Here is a 16695-nt window from a genome sequence, read left to right as displayed (position 1 = left end):
GGTCAGCCCTTTACTCCGGTCAGTGTGACGCCCTCGACAAAAGCCTTCTGGGCGAAGAAGAAGACGAGGATCACGGGGGCCATGACCAGTACGGTCGCGGCCATGGTCAGGTTCCAGTCGGTGTGGTGTGCCCCCTTGAAGGATTCCAGGCCGTAACTGAGCGTCCAGGCGGCCGGGTTCTCGGAGGCGTAGATCTGCGGGCCGAAATAGTCGTTCCAGGCGTAGAAGAACTGGAAGAGGGCGACGGCGGCGATGCCCGGCCTGGCCATCGGTACGACGACCTTCAGCAGGGTGCGCAGCTCACCGCAGCCGTCGACCTTCGCCGCGTCGAGGTACTCGTTCGGGATGGTCAGCAGGAACTGCCGCAGCAGGAAGATGGAGAACGCGTCACCGAACGCCATCGGGATGATCAGCGGCCAGAGCGTGCCGGACATGTCCAGCTGCTTGGCCCAGAACAGATACATCGGGATGACGACGACCTGCGGCGGCAGCATCATCATCGAGATGACGAGCATCAGTGAGAGATGCCGCCCGCGGAAGCGGAACTTGGCGAGCGCGTACGCCACGGGCAGCGACGACACGACCGTGAGGACGGTGCCGAGCCCCGCGTACAGCAGGGTGTTCTTCCACCAGGTCAGAAAGCCCGGAGTGTCGAACACCTTCTTGTAGTTGCTCCACTCGAAGGGGTGCGGCCACAGATCGCGGGTCAGCGCCTGCTGGTCGCTCATCAGCGAGGTGAGCAGGAGGAAGACGAACGGCAGCACGAAGAAGAGCGCGGCAGCGACCCCGAGCGAGTGCACGGCGATCCAGTTCAGCAGCGCCTTGCGGCGTGCCGTACGTTCGGCCGGAGTGATCGGGTCGGCCGCCCGGTCGGCTGCCTTGAGGGTGTCGAGAGCCTGCGCCACGTCACTCACCTGCCTGGATCAGCCCGCTGCGGCGCCGCATCAGCAGTGCGGTGAACGCCATCGCGAGTACGAAGAGAACGAGCGCGACCACGCAGGCGGAGCCGTAGTCGAAGCGCTGGAAGCCGAGGTTGTAGACGAGCTGCGGAAGCGTCAGTGTCGACTTGTCGGGATAGCCCGGTTCGAACTGCTGCCCGGAGCCGCCCATCACGCCCGAGGCGACCTTCCCCGCCACGAGTGGCTGGGTGTAGTACTGCATCGTCTGGATGATCCCGGTGACCACGGCGAACATCACGATCGGCGAGATGTTCGGCAGGGTGACGAAGCGGAACCGCTGGAAGGCGGTAGCCCCGTCCAGCTCCGCCGCCTCGTACTGCTCCTTCGGTACGTCGAGCAGCGCGGCCATGAAGATCACCATCAGGTCACCCACCCCCCACACCGCGAGCGCGGTCAGCGCCGGCTTGGACCAGGTGGCGTCGGTGAACCAGCCCGGCGTGGGCATTCCCAGGTCGCCGAGGATCGAATTGACCGGCCCCGTACCCGGGTTGAGCAGGAAGACGAAGCCGAGGGTCGCCGCGACCGGCGGGGCCAGATACGGCAGGTAGAACAGGGTGCGGAAGACCCCGGTACCCGTCTTGATCCTGGTGATCAGCAGCCCGACACCGAGGCCGAACACCACCCGGCAGGTCACCATGACCACGACCAGCCAGAGCGTGTTGCGCAGCGCGGGCCAGAACAGTGGGTAGTCGTTGAAGACGAACGACCAGTTCTTCAGCCCGCTGAATTCCGGGGCCGCGAATCCGTCGTAGCTGGTGAAGGAGAAATAGAGCGTGGAGATCAGCGGGTAGGCGAAGAAGACGCAGAACCCGATCAGCCACGGCGACATGAAGGCCGCCGTCCGCAGCGCCGACCGGCGGTGCTTCGAACGCAGTGTGTACGTGCCCGTACGTGTGCTCATCGCGTCTCTACTTAGCCTGTGCGATCGCCGCGTCGATTTCCTTGGCGGTCTTCTCCAGACCGGCCTTGATGTCCGTCTGCTTGCCCTTCTCGATGTCGAATCCGAGGTTCTGCAGGGACACCAGGTACGCGCCGCCGTTCACCGAGGGCGGGGTGGTGGTGCTTTCGGGGTTCGCGGCGATGTCCAGGAACGTCTTGAACCGCGGGTCGTACTTCAGCTTCGGCGACTTCAGCGCGTCCAGCGTGGACGGCACATTGTGAATGGCATTGGCGAATTCGACCACCGCGTCGGTGTCGGTCGTCATGAACTTCACCAGCTCCCACGCCGCGTTCTGCTTCTGCGAGGTGGCGGCGATACCGGCGATGGTGCCGGTCAGATAGCCCTTGCCGTAGGTGTCGGCCTCGTCGTCGGCGACGGGCATCGGGGCCACCCCGATCTCGAACTCCGGTTTGGTCTCCTCGGCCATCCCGAGCCGCCACTCACCGTCCAGCTGCATGGCGACCTGGCCGGTGTGGAACGGGTGTTTGGCGCCCCACTCGTCACCGAACGCCGTACGGTACTTCTCCAGTTTCTCGTAACCGCCCAGGTCGTCGACCAGCTTCTTCTGGGTGGTGAGCATGGAGGCGAACGCCGGGTCCTCGGCGATGTTCGACTTGCCGTCCTTGTCGAAGTACTTCGGGTTCCAGCCACCGAGGTAGTGCTCGGTCGTCGTCTCGTAGCCGTGGTAGTTCGGCATGAAGCCGAGCTGCTCGTACGAGTCGCCCTTGGTCTTCGTCAGCTTCTTGGCGTCCTCGGCCAGTTCCGACCAGGTCTCCGGCGGACCGGTGATACCGGCGGCCTTGAACGCGTCCTTGTTGTAGTAGAGGCCGTACGCGTCACCGAGCAGCGGCACGGTGCAGCGCACACCGTCGAACTGCGTGTACTCGTTCATCGCCCTGGGAAAGGTCTTGTCCGCGTCGATCCCGTCCTTCTTCAGGAAGGGGTTCAGATCGACGAACGCCTTCGACGAACAGAACTTTCCGACATTGTTCGTGGTGAACGACGAGACGACGTCGGGGGCCTTCGAACCGCCCGCCCGCAGCGCCTGGTTGATCTTGTCGTCGGTCATGTTGCCGACGACCTTCACATGGATGTTGGAGTGTGCCTTCTCGAAGGCGTCGACCGTGGCCTGAATCGCCTTGACCTCGTTCGGGGCGCTCCAGCCGTGCCAGAAGTTGATGGTCGTCTCCTTGGACGCGTCATCATGGGCACCCGAGTTGCTCTGGCCCGTACAGGCAGAGGCGAACAGCGATATCGCGGCGGTCGCGGCGAGCGCGACGGCCGTCTTCCGGCGGTGTCCGGACATGGCGGTGACTCCCGATGAAGGATGGGGGCGGGGGGCGTGTGAAGGAAGAGGCGGGAAACGGGTCAGCGCGACGTGTCGAAGACTTCGTCACGGGTGGTGGCGAGTGCGCTCTCCAGTGCGCCACGCAGTACGGGGCGCTGGGTCACGTCACCGGCGATCAGCCGGGGCCGGGAGGCCGCCAGCTCGACGAGCTCGGACTCCACCCGGCCGCGCAGCGGTTCCCCGCCGGCCGCGATCAACTCGCCGGACAGCACGACGAGTTCCGGGTCCAGTACGGCGACCATGGAGGCCAGACCGGTCGCGAGTCCGGTGGCGAACAGATCGAGGAGCCGTGAGTACGGGCCGTCCTCGCCCGCCTCCGCGGCTTCGGCGGCCCGGGCGATCAGCCGGGCCGCGACCTCGTGGTGGGTGCCGGAGCCGCGGCTGAGCTCGTCGTCGATGCCGAGCTCCCGGGCCAGCCGGGACAGCACCTGGGCGCCCGCCAGTTCCTGGAACCCGCCCGCGTTCACCTTGGTGACCTGGCGGACCAGCGGGGCTCCCGGCACCGGGAGGAAGCCGACCTCGCCGGCGCCACCGGTGAAGCCGCGGTGCAGCCGGCCGTTGATGACGAGGGCGGCACCGAGCCCCTCCTCGTTCCACAGCAGGACGAAGTCGTCGTGCCCGCGCGCCGCGCCGAGTCGTTGTTCGGCCACCGCGACCAGGTTCACGTCGTTCTCGTACTCGACCGGCATCGGCAGAAACGCGGCCAGCTCGTCCAGCAGGGTGGGGGAGTGCCAGCCGGGCAGATGCGAGGCGTACCGGAGCCGCCCGGTGCCGGGGTCGAAGGCGCCCGGGGTGCCGATGACGACCCGGTGTACATCGGCGCGGGTGAGCCCGGCGTCCTTGACCGCCCCGTCCAGCGCGTCCGCCACCTGCCGCACCACGGAGTCGGCGCGCCGCCCCGGGGTGCGCAGCTCGAACTCGCCGACCGTCTCACCGGTCACATCGGCGACGGCGGCGACGATCCGGCGGGCGTTCACATCCAGCCCCGCGACATGGGCGGCCCGCGCGTTCACCGCGTACAGCTGGGCATTGGGCCCCGGCCGCCCCGCCACGGTCCCGGTGGCGACGACCAGCCCGGCCGCCTCCAGCCGCGCGAGCAGCTGCGACGCGGTGGGCTTGGAGAGCCCGGTCAGCTTCCCGATCCTGGTCCGGGAGAGGGGCCCGTGCTCCAGCAGCAGATCGAGGGCGGCCCGGTCGTTCATGGCCCGCAGAACGCGGGGGGTACCCGGTGTGGTTCCGGCCATGAGCACTGCACCTGCCCTCTGTTAGGAAAGTTTCCTATTCGGTGAGAGGACGTTATGCGCGCGTCACCGGGCCGTCAATGGGCAGCGCCCCGGTGGCTACCAAAGCGTTACCTGGGGTGCTTCCGGAATGTATGGGTCCTTCGTTTTGCATTCCCAACCGGGCTGATGGCGAACCGAGTTGAGGTCACGTCGACCCACTCACGAGTGAGGGGCGCCCCGCAGACCTCGCGGGGCGCCCCTCACTCGTACGGCCGAGTCCTGCTCCGGCCGGGTCCTACTTCGACATGTTCGGCGGCGGGGTGATCGGTGTCGTGGCCAGGGACTGCGGCGAGGTGGCCGACGCGTACGCCGAGGGGGCGGCCATGGCGGCCGTCGGGTCGGCCGGCGAGGGCTCGTCCGGCTGGGCCGGAACGCCGCCGACCATGCGGATTCCGGCCTCGTCGAAGGACCGCTTGATCCGCCAGCGCAGCTCGCGCTCCACGCCCAGCGCCTTGCCCGGCATCGTCTTCGCGGTCAACCGGACCGTCATCGAGTCCAGGAGCACCGAGTCCAGACCCAGGATCTCCACGGGGCCCCACAGCCGCTCGTTCCACGGGTCTTCCTTGGCCATCGCCGTGGTGGCCGCGGAGATCACCGCACGGACCTTGTCCAGATCCTCCGTGGGACGCACCGTCACATCGACACCGGCGGTCGACCAGCCCTGGCTGAGGTTGCCGATCCGCTTCACCTCGCCGTTGCGGACGTACCAGATCTCACCGTTGTCGCCGCGCAGCTTGGTGACCCGCAGGCCGACCTCGATGACCTCGCCGGAGGCGACGCCCGCATCGACGGTGTCGCCGACGCCGTACTGGTCCTCCAGGATCATGAAGACACCGGAGAGGAAGTCGGTGACCAGGTTGCGTGCACCGAAACCGAGCGCCACACCGGCCACACCGGCGGAGGCCAGCAGCGGAGCCAGATTGATCTGGAACGCGCCCAGGATCATCAGGGCGGCCGTGCCGAGGATCAGGAACGACGCGACCGAGCGGAGTACGGAACCGATTGCCTCGGAGCGCTGACGGCGGCGTTCCGTGTTGACCAGCAGCCCGCCCAGCGTGGTGCCCTCCACCGCTTGGGCGCTGCGGTTCATCCGGTCGATGAGCTTGGTGAGAGCACGGCGGACCGCGATGCGCAACACGATCGCGATCGCGGCGATGAGCACGATGCGCAGACCGATGCTCAGCCAGGTGGACCAGTTCTCCTCCACCCAGCTTGCGGCGTTACCGGCCTGCTCGGCGGCCTCGTCCAGCGAGCCGCCGGACCCGGGCGAGGGGGCTGCGGCCAACAGGGCGGACGGGAGCACGGTGGAACCTCCAGATGGACGACGGCGGACCAACCACACTAACGGGGTATCGGGGGTGTTCCGTTGCCACGATCGGGGGGAGAGCATGTCTCACGCGGGGCGCGCAGGCGGCGTGTGGCCGATCGCACATCGGGGCGCGGCCGCTGCGGCGGAGGCTCACAAGGGCCTGTTCCGGCGGGCGGCGAAGGTGTGAACGGCGGGGGCGGAGAAAAAATCCTCCCGGCCCGTTACTCGCACGTGGTGGCGCTTTGACCAGGCGTGAGTAGAGACTGAGATCGGATCGTCCCGGCGCGAGCCACGCGCCGCCGGCGTACAAGGAGGCATCCACCGTGCCGCATGTCCTGGTTCTCAACGCGTCGTACGAGCCGCTCGGCGTCGTACCGCTCCGCCGCGCGCTCGTCCTCGTGCTCGAAAACAAGGCCATCTGTCTTGAGGAGTCCGGCGCCTTCATGCACAGTGCCACCCGGGCCGTCCCGGCCCCCAGCGTCGTCCGCCTGAAGCGGTTCGTACGGGTTCCCTACCGGGGGCCCGTACCGCTGACCCGCAGGGCGCTGTTCGCCAGGGACGGGGGCCGCTGCATGTACTGCGGCGCCGCCGCGACCAGCGTCGACCATGTCATTCCGCGCAGCCGCGGCGGACAGCATGCCTGGGACAACGTGGTGGCGGCCTGCCGCCGCTGCAACCACGTCAAGGCGGACCGGCACCTGCCGGAGCTCGGCTGGCGGCTGCACCAGCAGCCCGCCCCGCCGACGGGTCTCGCCTGGCGCATCATCGGGACGGGACACCGCGACCCGCGCTGGCTGCCGTACTTGCAACCGTTCGGCGCGGACGACGCGATGGCCCGGATCGACGGCATCTCAGCCTGAGAGATCCGGGCTTCTGCGTCTCGGGAAGACGGTTTCGCGGAGCGCCGCGCGCACCGCGGCTCAGCGAGAGCGCGGTCTCCGGGCGGAGGACCCGGGCCGGCACCTCGTGCGCGGGCAGGGCGATCGCGCCCCGGCCTGAGGTCTGGGACCTCAGGCCCGGGCGCCGCAGCCGCGCAGCAGGGCTGTGTATGCGCCCTCGGCCGCACGGCCCTCGACGGTGCCGGGCGGGGTGAGGGCGAGGAAGGATCCGGTGTCACCGTGGTGGACGATCTTGCCGTCGTAGACGACGGTGACGTGGTCGGCCTCCTCGGCGAGGTCGGCGACGTCGTGCGTGGACAGCAGCACCCGGATGTCGCCGGTGAGCCCCGAGAGCATGTCCCTGAAGACCCGCCGCTGGTACGGGTCGAGCCCCGCGGTCGGCTCGTCGAGCAGCAGAACACGGGCACCGTGCACCAGCGCGCCGGCCACCCCGACCCGCCGCAACTGACCCCCGGAAAGGCGGTCGCTGCGCTCGTTCATCCGGTCGGCGAGGTCGACTTGGGCGAGGGACTTCCGGGCCCGTTTCCAGGCCTCGGGACGGCTCATGCCCTTGAGCCAGCCGATGTACGCGACGTACTCGCGTGCGGTGAGTCCGGGCATGGGGGTGATGTCCTGCGGCATCCACGCCACGTCCTGCCGGTACTGCCTTGTTCCCGCCGGGAGCCCATCGAGATGGACATTGCCCCGCTGTGGGGTGACGACCGAGGCCGCGAGTTTCAGCAAGGTCGACTTTCCCGCGCCGTTGGGCCCCAGGAGGATGGAGAGCCCTTCGGGGAGTGCGTAGTCGAAGTCCTGCAGGACAGGCTGCCGCCGACGCCGATAGCGATAGGTGCAGCGGGTGAGTTCGAGGGTCACGGTGCCTTCCTCGGAGCGAAGATCAGGGCCGTCACGCCGGCGATGAACACCAGCAGGGAGACGACGGCCGTGGGAACGTCGTAGGCGGACTGCGGTACGACGGTCCACAGGCGTGGCACATTGCCACGAAAGCCGATGCCGACGACAAGAACGAGCCAGGCCACGGGCACCAGAACCGCGGCCGGACCGACAACGGCGCGCCCAAGGAGCATCAGACCGGCCAGAAAGAGCACATTGCGGCCCGAAGCGGCGGCCTCCTGCGTACCGCCCCAGGCGGCGACCAGCAGGGCGCACCCGAGCGTCCCCGCAGCCAGCACGGCGACGAGCGCGGCGTCGTACCGGCCTATCGGCCGCACCCCGGAGTCCTCGGGGGCGGGGAGACGCGATTCGAGAACGTGCATGAGGCAGGCGAGGATCGGTACGGGGACGAAAAGGGTGAGGGCGACCTGAGGAGAACCGACGAGTGAAGGCAGGGCGACCCGGACGTTCTGCACCGCGAACAGGGGCAGCAGGAAACCGGCCAGCGCCAGCGGCATCATTGCGTTCGCCCGCCGGGCGCCGATCCACCACCTCATGTGCTGCTCGCTGTGCAGGAGGAGTTGAGGGTGCTGCGGATCCACCGGGCCTGCTCGCCGGGCGCCCGGCCGAGAACGTCACGGACCTGGGCGCCGACTTCGCTCTCGATCTGCTGGCTCTGGGGGGTCACGCCTTCGCGCCTGCGGCGGTCCTGGTACGCCTCGACCTGTCCGGTACGGGTGGCGGCCCACAGCCACACGGAGTGAGCCCGGACGACGGGAACCTGCGCGCAGCGGAACTTCAGCGCCCGGACCATGACCTGGTAGCCGGCCTCGTGCGGCTGGTCGGCCGACATGAGGCTCATCCTCCACACCCGGTCGCCGGACCCGGCCGAGGCCGTCCCGGTGAGCAGGTCCTCGATCCGTGTGGGGGCGGTGCCAGGGACTCCGGCGGCATGCAGGGTGCGCAGTACGTCGGACGCTTCGCGCTGGGCCTGTGCCAGGTGTTCGGAGGCCACTTGCGGCATGCACACCCGGGGCTGTTCCCCCGTGCAGTCCACAGCGGCCAGGCCGGTGGCCATGGGAGGCGTGTGCGGCCAGTCCCGGGTGATGTGGTGAGCACCGAGGACACCGGCCAGGGCGACACCGAGCGCGAGAACACCGCGCAGCGCCCGGGGGCCGAACGGCAGCCAGAGAAGCATCAGGCCGATGGCGATGCCCCCTGCCAGCAGGACAGGCGCGGCCACGGACACCAGCCGGGGTACTTCACCGAAGCCGATGTCGGAGAACTGCCCGGACACATGGCGGAGCCAGTAGGGCTCTGTGGCCCGGGTGAAGGCGACTGCGATCCAGTCCACCACGGCAACCACCGGGGTGGCGATCAGCTGCGGCAGAACGGAGCCGAGGGTAAATCCAACAATCGCGTGGGCAACCGATATCACCATGCCCATCAAGGGCAGCCGCAGGGAGTCGAGGCTCGGGACAGTGCCGCTGCGAACAAGGGACACGGCCGACGGCAGCAACAATACGAGCCAGGACAAAATCACCACGGGCAACAGGGCGTTGGCCGCGACCCGATAACGGCTACGGGAGGGCAGCAATTCCCAGACATGAGCTTTCCGCAACCGCCCGCTTTCCCATACCCCAAGGGCGGCAGAAACCGCATAGGCGAGCGCGTAAAGAACCATGAGCGGAGCCGACACAATGGCTGGAGCCCAGTGGTGATATTGGCTGAGAGGTGCGACTTCTCCCGTCAGGTAATAAAGGGAAGTCAGCAGGAGAACGACGGGGCCGGCCCAGCGCACGCTGCTACTGCGCAGTGCGGTGGTGAATTTCATCGCGACTCACAGAGTTTAAGGGTGCGCCCCGGGGGCCGCCGTGACGGCCCCCGGGGCGGATGTTCAGTCAGCCGTCGGCCTTGGTGGTGTCGACGCTGACAACCCGGACGCTGAGCTGCGGGCCGACGGTCATGCTGGCGATCTTCCTGATCTGGAAGTAGACGTTCTTCATACCCGAGCCCAGGTCGGTCCACTCGCCGTTGCTCGTACCACCGCCGAAGCAGGCGGTAAAGGTCTTGGTGTCGTACGAGTCGTCGGGCTGGAAGGGGATGTCGCGCCACATCTGCACATCGGTGTTCTTTGCCACACCGTCGGTGCGACAATCGGTGAACTGGATTTGCGAGTACAGCTCGTCGGACCAGCGGCGGGACTCGAACCCCACACTTGCCGCGGTAATGCTGCTTGACCAGTTGGCTTCAGCAGAAGTGGCGAAAACGAGAGTGATGACCGCGGCCGTCCCGGCCGTCGTTGCCAGGCGTGCGCTAAATTTCACGAATTTCCCATTCTGGATTCAATCCAGCACGAAAGGTGCAAACTTTCGTATCCCCCCGTGCATGCGAAGATTCCCCCCTCGCATCGTCCAGACAATAACACCTGGGTGAATCTCCGGGCAACGCTTTTCTTGGCTGCGGGAGGTGCGCCCTCCAGTCGTAGAAGGATCCCGCAGGTGATATTCACGCGGTGCCCCATTCTGAGGCATTTCGGCATGCCCGCACATAGTGAGCCGGATCGTATTTGCTTCCATATGTGCAGATTTCACAGGTCATCACATTCTGACGTTCCCCTGGAACAGGACAATCTGGCCTCGATTCTTCAACGGAATTCGGCCACTGGCCGGTTCGATTCATCCGTCATGTTCTCGTGCTGTGCGAGGCGGGTCGTCGGAGGGACGGCCGCCATCCGCACGGGGCACGCCACCTGCGCAGGCCGCCCTGCCCTGCTCGCAACCGTTCGGCGCGGACGACGCGATGGCTCGGACCGATGGCATATCGGCCTGATTTCCCGGGCCTTTGCCGTCCCCGGGCAGGTAAGCCGGGGAAGGTCAGTTGTCCTGCCCGGCCACGGCGTACGCCTGAACCGACCAGAGCGAGTAGCCGAACTCGGTGGCGCGGGCATCGCCCTGCACCCTGAGGAAGCGGGTGTCCTTCGCGTCCATCCGGACCGACTCGTGCCCGCCCCTGCCGTCCCGTACGGTCGCCGCCGTGCGCCAGTTGCGGCCGTCCGCGGAGACCTGGATGCGGTAGCGGGACGCGTATGCGTCCTGCCAGTGCAGCACCACCTGGCCGACCCGGGCCGGCTGCGGCAGTTCCGCCTGCCACCAGGCGCCGTCCTCGGCCGGCGAGGACCAGCGGGTCTCCGGATCGCCGTCGGAGGCGGCCGCCGCCGGGAAGTCCGGGGTCTCGTCGCCGGACGAGGAGACGGCGGCGGTACGCACCAGGTCGGCGCCCGCGGTGCGCGGGTACGCCCGGACGGTCAGCGTGCTGCGTTCTTCGCCGAAGCCGATCGGCACCTCGTACTCGCCGGCCGGGGTGCCCTTCGGGACGGTGATCTCGACGGGGACGTCGGTACGGGAACCGCGCGGCACCCTCGTCTGCTTCGGGACGCGCACCTCGATGCCCTCGGGCGCCTTCGCGGTGAGCGTGCCCCGCACCTCGGCAGGGCGCCGGGCGGCCAGCCGCGCCTCGACCCGCTGCGGCCCGCCGCCGATCTCGGCGTCCGTCTCGCCGCGTGCGAGATCTAGCCGGGCGGCGGGCTCGTCGCCGAACCAGGGCACGAGCGCGCGCACCTGCGGAGCCCGGCCCCGCGCACTCCCCGAGGCGGCGGTCTCGATGCTGCTTCCCATCCGGCTTCCCGGGACGATCGGCGGCAACGTGCCCGTGATGACCGGCGGTGTCGACGGACCGCCCGTGGGCCAGCTGATCCGGAGCGCGTCGGCCCGCAGCCCCCTGGCCGGCATCTGGGTCCAGCCGGTGGCCGACACGGGGCCGAGGCTGCGCCAGCCCTCGCCGGACACATGGGCCTCCAGCGTCGCACCGGCCACGGCGCCGCTGCCGGGCACCGTCATCGCCGTCACGGTCTCCACCGGGCGGGAGCGGTTCAGCCGGACCGTGTAGCTGCCCGGGGCCTCGGTCACCGTACCGGCGTCGCGGTCCGCGCCCGTCCAGGCGTCCGCCTCCCGGCGCACCCGGTCCAGGAACGGGCCGAGGACGCCCTTGCCGACCGTCGCACCGCTCGCCTTCGCGGCCTTGCGCACCGGCTCCAGCGCCAGCGAAGCCTGCCACGCGGCAGCGCCGTCACCGCGCAACTGGGCCTGCAGCAGATCGACGGCCAGCTCGCCCGCCCGGCCGTACCGGGACAACTGCTCCGTCCACGGCCGCACTTCGCCGTCCAGAAGCCCGTCGGCCGGCCCCTTCAACCGCTGCGGGGTCTCCCGCATCACGGTGAACGCCGCCCGCAGCCTGCGCGCCGCATCGGCCTGCGCCGTCGCGTCGGTCGTCGTACGGGACTGCCAGAACGCGGCCAGCAGCGGCTGCAGATACGCCGACTCGTCAGCGCCCAGCACGGACGTCGCACTGTTCCCGGCCAGCGCGCGCAACGCGTCCCTGGTGCGGGCGTCGTCGCCCGCCAGATCATCGATCGCCGCCTGCCAGGACTCCTGCGGCCGGTACCCCTTCGGGTTCCAGGCGAAGTCGGCGGCGGTGAACAGCGGGATGCGGGACGCGGACGGCTGCTCCATGGCGTTGGCGAGCAGTGCCGCGGAACCCATCGCCACCGCCGGGTCCCGGCCGGTGTACGGACCGAGGAAGATGCGGTCCTGTGCGTAGTCGTTGACCGGATAGTTGTCCATCGTGATCAGCGGATGCCGGAACGTGGCGCGGGCACCGGCCAGTTCGCCGCCCGTGATGGTCCTCGGTACGACCCCGACACCGGTCCAGGCGATCTGGACCCGGTCGTCCAGTTCCTCGGCGAGCGCCCTGCGGTAGTCGGTCGACCCGTCCTGGTAGAACTCCGTCGGCATGACCGACAGCGGCTTCGCGTCCGGATAGCGGTCCGCGAGATGCCGCGCCACCTTGCTCGCCACCCGCGCCTGCGCCCTGGCCGCCGCCTCGGGTCCGCTGCCGAAGGTGTCGGCGTCGCTGTCGCAGTGCCACTCGCTGTAGCTGACGTCCTGGAACTGCAGCTGGAAGACCCGCACACCCAGCGCCCACATCGCGTCGAGCTTCTTCGTCAGCGCCTTCACGTCGTTGTCCGACGACATGCACATGGCCTGGCCGGGGGCGACGGCCCAGCCGAGCGTCACATGCTCGGCGCGGGCCCGCTCGGCCAGTGCCCGAAAGTCGGCGCGCCGGTCGGCGGGGTACGGGTCGCGCCAACGGGCCTGCCGGTACGGGTCGTCGCCCGCCGCGTACAGATACCTGTTCTGCTTCGTGCGCCCCATGAAGCCGATCTGTGCCAGCCGCTCCGCACGGGTCCACGGCTGCCCGTAGAAGCCCTCGGTCATCCCGCGTACGGCGGCGCCCGGCCAGTCCCTGACGGTGACCCCGGCGACGCTCTTGTCCCCGATCAGCTGACGCAGTGTCTGCACGCCGTGGAAGAGACCGTCCTCGCCGACGCCGTCCACGGCGACGGTGTCCCGGCCCGCGACCCGGCCCACCGCGATCCGGTAGCCACCGGACGGCAGATCGCCGCGGTCCGGGGCGCGCAGCGAGCGCAGGGCGTCCTGGGCACCGTCGCCGCCGAGCCGGATGACGGTTCCGCGACCCGGCAACGCCTCGTGGACCGTCCGCACGCCCGCGTCCCGCAGGATCTGCCGGAGTGCGTCGACGGCGTACGGATCCGCGTGCGCGCCGGCCACGAGGGTGACCTCGGCAAGGAGCGGTACGGAGGACCCGGACGCCTTGATGGACTGGGGCCGCGGCCATACGGCGGGCAGCGTGCCGTCGTCGGTGCGGTCGGAGGTGGTGACGGCGGTGGAGCCGGGCGCCGAAGGGGCTGCGACGGCAGCCGGCGTCCCGGCGGAGAGCAGCCCGCCGAGCACGGCGACCGCGACAGCCGTTGCCTGCTTTCTGCGCCTGAGCCGCATTGCTCTTCTCCCTCGCTCCCACGGGTGGGCTCCGAGCCCACCACCCACGCGCGAGGGTGTCAATGCGGGGGGCTGTTGTGCCGTAAATGCCCGATGCGGCGGGTGAGGTGAGGGGTGATCGGCTGTTGACGGGCGACGCCAAGGATGACGTCGAATGGCCGAAAACAGCGGACAACTTACGGAGAACCGGGCTCCGGGGACGAAATGTGACCCAGGGCACGTTGAATTCGTTGTGGTAACGCCTACGTCTGCGGTCGAGCCCGCTGGGTAGGTCTGCTGTGTCCTGTTCCTCCACGGCCGGGAGGCCACCATGCCCGCTGCCGCGCAGCTTCTGCTCTCCGCCCTCTCCCAACAGGAACCCGGTCCCGTCCCGCTGCCCGGTGCGGTTTCGGCCGCCGGGCCCGGCCCCGGTCCGCTGACGAGCGAGCCGCCGCTCGCCGACGCGATACCTCTCACCAGCGAGCCGCCGCTCGCCGACGCCACACCACTGACCAGCGAAGCCCCGCTCGCCGTCAATGCCCCGCTGACCAGCGAGCCGGCCACCTCCGGCGGCGCGTGGGGCATGGAGTTCCCAGGAGTCTGAATGGGCTTGTCCCGGCTCGCCGCACTGCACGGCGTCGCCACCTCCTACTCCCCGTCCGCCGATGTCACGGTGTCCGTTCCCGACGACACCGTCATCGCCGTGCTCGCCGCGCTCGGTGTGGACGCCGCCACGCCCGAATCGGTACGGGAATCGCTCGTCGCCGCCGAGTCCTCGGCCCGTTCCCGGCTGCTGCCGCCGACGCTGGTGGTGTGGACCGGGGAGCCACTGCCCCCGGCCCTGACCACCCTGCCGCCCGGCACTTCGCTGGACATCGGACTCGATCGAGGAGGGGACGGCGGATCGCCCCCGCCTCGGCGGATGTACATTCCGGCCGACCGACCGGATCCGGCCGTTTCGGGACGGGGCACCGCCGACGCAGGCGCGGGTGCGGACGGGGAGAGCGGAACGGACGCGGCTGAAGGTGCGGGAGGCGGTGCCCCGACGCGCGTGCCCCCGACCCCCGCCTGGTGGGTCGAACCGCCGCTCGGGGTGCACCGGTTGGCCGTACGCGCTCCGGGTGGCCGGAGCGCGACCGGCACGCTCGTCGTCGCCCCGTCCCGGGTGCCGCAGCCGCCCGCACGCAGCCACGGATTCCTCGTCCAGCTCTACTCCCTGCTCTCCGCCCGCTCCTGGGGCATGGGCGACCTCGGGGACCTCGCCGACCTCGCCGCCTGGTCCGGGCGGACCCTCGGCGCCGGATTCGTCCAGGTGAACCCGCTCCACGCCGCCGTGCCCGGCAATCCCACCGACCCGTCCCCGTACCGCCCGTCGTCACGGCGTTTCCCCGACCCCGTCCATCTGCACATCGAGTCCATCCCCGAGTACGGGCACGTGCCGGACCGGGGCACCCTCGACGATCTGCGCCAGGACGCGGCGACGCTCAGCGACACCGTGCTGAACAAGGCCGCCCTGATCGACCGGGACGCCGTCTGGGAGCTCAAGCGCCAGGCCCTCGAACTCGTGACGAAGGTGCCCCTCACCCCGGGCCGCCGCGCCGCGTACTGCGACTTCCTGGCCGAGCAGGGACAGGCCCTGGAGGACCACGCCCTGTGGTGCGCCCTCGCGGAGGTGCACGGCTCCGACTGGCACACCTGGCCGCCCGCGCTCCGCGACCCCCGTTCCAAGGAGACCGCCCGCGCCCGCCGCGCGCTGCTGGACCGGGTCGATTTCCACTGCCGGCTCGCCTGGCTGACCGACAGCCAGCTCGCCGCCGCCCAGCGTGCCGCCCTGGACGCCGAAATGGCCGTCGGTATCGTGCACGACCTCGCCGTCGGCGTGCACCCCGGCGGCGCCGACGCCTGGGCCCAGCAGGACGCCTTCGCGCACGGCATGTCCGTCGGCGCGCCTCCGGACGCCTTCAACGCCCGCGGCCAGGACTGGGGCCTGCCGCCCTGGCGCCCCGACGTCCTCGCCGCGTCCGGCTACGCCCCGTACCGAGGACTGCTGCGCGGACTGTTCGCCCACGCGGGAGCCCTGCGCATCGACCACGTCATGGGTCTGTTCCGGCTCTGGTGGGTGCCCGAGGGGCGCCCGCCCACCGAGGGCACCTACGTCAGCCACGACGCCGAGGCGATGCTCGCCGTCCTCGTCCTGGAGGCGCACCGGGCCGGTGCGGTCGTCATGGGGGAGGACCTCGGCACCGTCGAGCCGGGGGTACGCGAGGCGCTGGCCCGACGCGGCGTGCTCGGCACTTCCGTGCTCTGGTTCGAACGGGACTGGGCGGGCACCGGCCGCCCGCTGGCCCCCGAGGCGTGGCGCGAGGGCTGCCTGGCCACCGTCACCACGCACGACCTGCCGTCCACCGCAGCCCGGCTGACCGGCGACCATGTGACGCTGCGCCACCGCCTCGGCCTGCTCACCCGCAGCCTCGCCGAGGAGCTGACCGCGGACGCGACCGACACCGCCGAGTGGCTGGGACATCTCGCCCGGCTCGGCCTGTTTCCCGAGGGGGCGGGCGACGAGGAGGGCGCCGCCCGCGCCGTACACCGCTTCCTGCTGCGCACCCCCGCCCGCATGGTCGGAGTCTGGCTGCCCGACACGCTGGGCGACCGCCGCCCGCAGAACCTCCCCGGCACCTGGGACCAGTACCCCAACTGGCGACTGCCCGTCGCCGACGCGGACGGCCACCCGGTCACCCTGGAGGAGCTGGCCGCCGCACCCCGCCTGCACCGGCTGATGGAGGTCTTCGAATCTCGCGGGAACCGCCCGGGAACCCGCCCGGATCCCCACCCGGAATTCCATCCGGAATCCCGCTCGTGACCCCGTACGGCACCCCCGGGCGCGCGCCCGTCCTGGGCGTTCGCTACGTTTGCACCGTGGACAAGAAGAACGCAATGCGCGCCGGCGCCGTGGCGGCCGGTACGACGCTGATGATGCTGCTCATGTCGTCCCCCGCGCTTGCGCTGACCCGTGACGCCGGTGACGACCCGGGTCCCGGCCTGAGCGTGATGGAGACGATCGGTCTCTACGTCGTGGCTCCCATCGCCCTGTTCGTGGTCATCGCGGGCCTGGTCATGGTCCTCGACAAGTCCAAGAAGCAGGCCTAGCACCCACGCTCTTCCCGAGTGCGCCGCAGGTACCCCG

14 protein-coding genes are annotated in these 16695 nt (G+C 69.8%); 4 read left to right on the top strand and 10 right to left on the bottom strand.

All coding sequences use genetic code 11. The features are described from left to right. Nucleotides 1–2: 2 nt before the first annotated feature. From GA0115254_RS29215 to GA0115254_RS29195, 5 genes are all read right to left on the bottom strand, one after another. On the bottom strand, nt 3–905 hold the full coding sequence (locus tag GA0115254_RS29215) for a carbohydrate ABC transporter permease (RefSeq protein WP_093898271.1): 903 nt from the start codon (nt 903–905) through the stop codon (nt 3–5). A gap of 1 nt (nt 906) precedes the next feature. Beyond that, nucleotides 907–1788 (bottom strand): carbohydrate ABC transporter permease, encoded by an 882-nt coding sequence (locus tag GA0115254_RS29210; protein WP_093898294.1) that lies wholly within the window; start codon nt 1786–1788, stop codon nt 907–909. 79 nt (nt 1789–1867) lie between these two features. Then, a complete protein-coding gene (locus GA0115254_RS29205) occupies nt 1868–3205 on the bottom strand; it encodes an ABC transporter substrate-binding protein (protein ID WP_093898270.1) in 1338 nt (445 codons plus the stop codon). 62 nt (nt 3206–3267) lie between these two features. Further along, nucleotides 3268–4491 (bottom strand): ROK family transcriptional regulator, encoded by a 1224-nt coding sequence (locus GA0115254_RS29200; protein ID WP_093898269.1) that lies wholly within the window; start codon nt 4489–4491, stop codon nt 3268–3270. Between the two features lie 274 nt (nt 4492–4765). Then, the gene (locus GA0115254_RS29195; RefSeq protein WP_093898268.1) at nt 4766–5833 is read right to left on the bottom strand and encodes a mechanosensitive ion channel family protein; all 1068 of its coding nucleotides are present in this window, start codon (nt 5831–5833) and stop codon (nt 4766–4768) included. 329 nt (nt 5834–6162) lie between these two features. Here GA0115254_RS29195 and GA0115254_RS47260 point away from each other — a divergent pair, with 329 nt between their 5' ends. Then, nucleotides 6163–6699 (top strand): HNH endonuclease, encoded by a 537-nt coding sequence (locus GA0115254_RS47260; RefSeq protein ID WP_018552807.1) that lies wholly within the window; start codon nt 6163–6165, stop codon nt 6697–6699. Nucleotides 6700–6849: 150 nt separating this feature from the next. On the opposite strand, the gene GA0115254_RS29185 is transcribed toward GA0115254_RS47260, so the two are convergent. The 5 genes from GA0115254_RS29185 to GA0115254_RS29165 all read right to left on the bottom strand — a co-directional run bounded on the left by GA0115254_RS29185 (nt 6850) and on the right by GA0115254_RS29165 (nt 13529). After that, nucleotides 6850–7593: an ATP-binding cassette domain-containing protein gene (locus GA0115254_RS29185; protein ID WP_093898267.1), complete on the bottom strand. Its 744-nt coding sequence runs from the start codon at nt 7591–7593 to the stop codon at nt 6850–6852. Further along, nucleotides 7590–8168, bottom strand: coding sequence for a hypothetical protein (locus tag GA0115254_RS29180; protein ID WP_141720934.1), 579 nt, complete (start codon nt 8166–8168; stop codon nt 7590–7592). Before GA0115254_RS29180 ends, GA0115254_RS29185 begins: the two co-directional genes overlap by 4 nt. Then, nucleotides 8165–9052: a hypothetical protein gene (locus GA0115254_RS29175; protein ID WP_093898265.1), complete on the bottom strand. Its 888-nt coding sequence runs from the start codon at nt 9050–9052 to the stop codon at nt 8165–8167. The genes GA0115254_RS29180 and GA0115254_RS29175 overlap by 4 nt, the downstream gene beginning before the upstream one ends. A 460-nt stretch (nt 9053–9512) precedes the next feature. Then, nucleotides 9513–9827 (bottom strand): hypothetical protein, encoded by a 315-nt coding sequence (locus tag GA0115254_RS29170; protein ID WP_093898264.1) that lies wholly within the window; start codon nt 9825–9827, stop codon nt 9513–9515. A 660-nt stretch (nt 9828–10487) separates the two neighbouring features. Beyond that, nucleotides 10488–13529, bottom strand: a complete 3042-nt coding sequence (locus tag GA0115254_RS29165) for a beta-N-acetylglucosaminidase domain-containing protein (protein ID WP_093898263.1) — start codon at nt 13527–13529, stop codon at nt 10488–10490. 310 nt (nt 13530–13839) lie between these two features. Here GA0115254_RS29165 and GA0115254_RS29160 point away from each other — a divergent pair, with 310 nt between their 5' ends. Genes GA0115254_RS29160 through GA0115254_RS29150 form a run of 3 tightly spaced genes read left to right on the top strand, consistent with a single transcriptional unit; the run spans nt 13840 to nt 16658 of the window. Further along, nucleotides 13840–14112 carry a hypothetical protein gene (locus tag GA0115254_RS29160; RefSeq protein WP_093898262.1) on the top strand — a complete coding sequence of 91 codons (273 nt, stop codon included), beginning with the start codon at nt 13840–13842 and terminating at the stop codon, nt 14110–14112. Beyond that, nucleotides 14113–16371 carry a 4-alpha-glucanotransferase gene (gene malQ / locus GA0115254_RS29155; RefSeq protein WP_093898261.1) on the top strand — a complete coding sequence of 753 codons (2259 nt, stop codon included), beginning with the start codon at nt 14113–14115 and terminating at the stop codon, nt 16369–16371. Nucleotides 16372–16427: 56 nt separating this feature from the next. Next, nucleotides 16428–16658, top strand: a complete 231-nt coding sequence (locus tag GA0115254_RS29150; RefSeq protein WP_093898293.1) for a hypothetical protein — start codon at nt 16428–16430, stop codon at nt 16656–16658. Nucleotides 16659–16695: the final 37 nt, after the last annotated feature.

The organism is Streptomyces sp. Ncost-T10-10d, from assembly GCF_900091955.1.
GTDB lineage: Bacteria > Actinomycetota > Actinomycetes > Streptomycetales > Streptomycetaceae > Streptomyces.
This window is presented reverse-complemented; position numbering and strand designations above follow the sequence as displayed.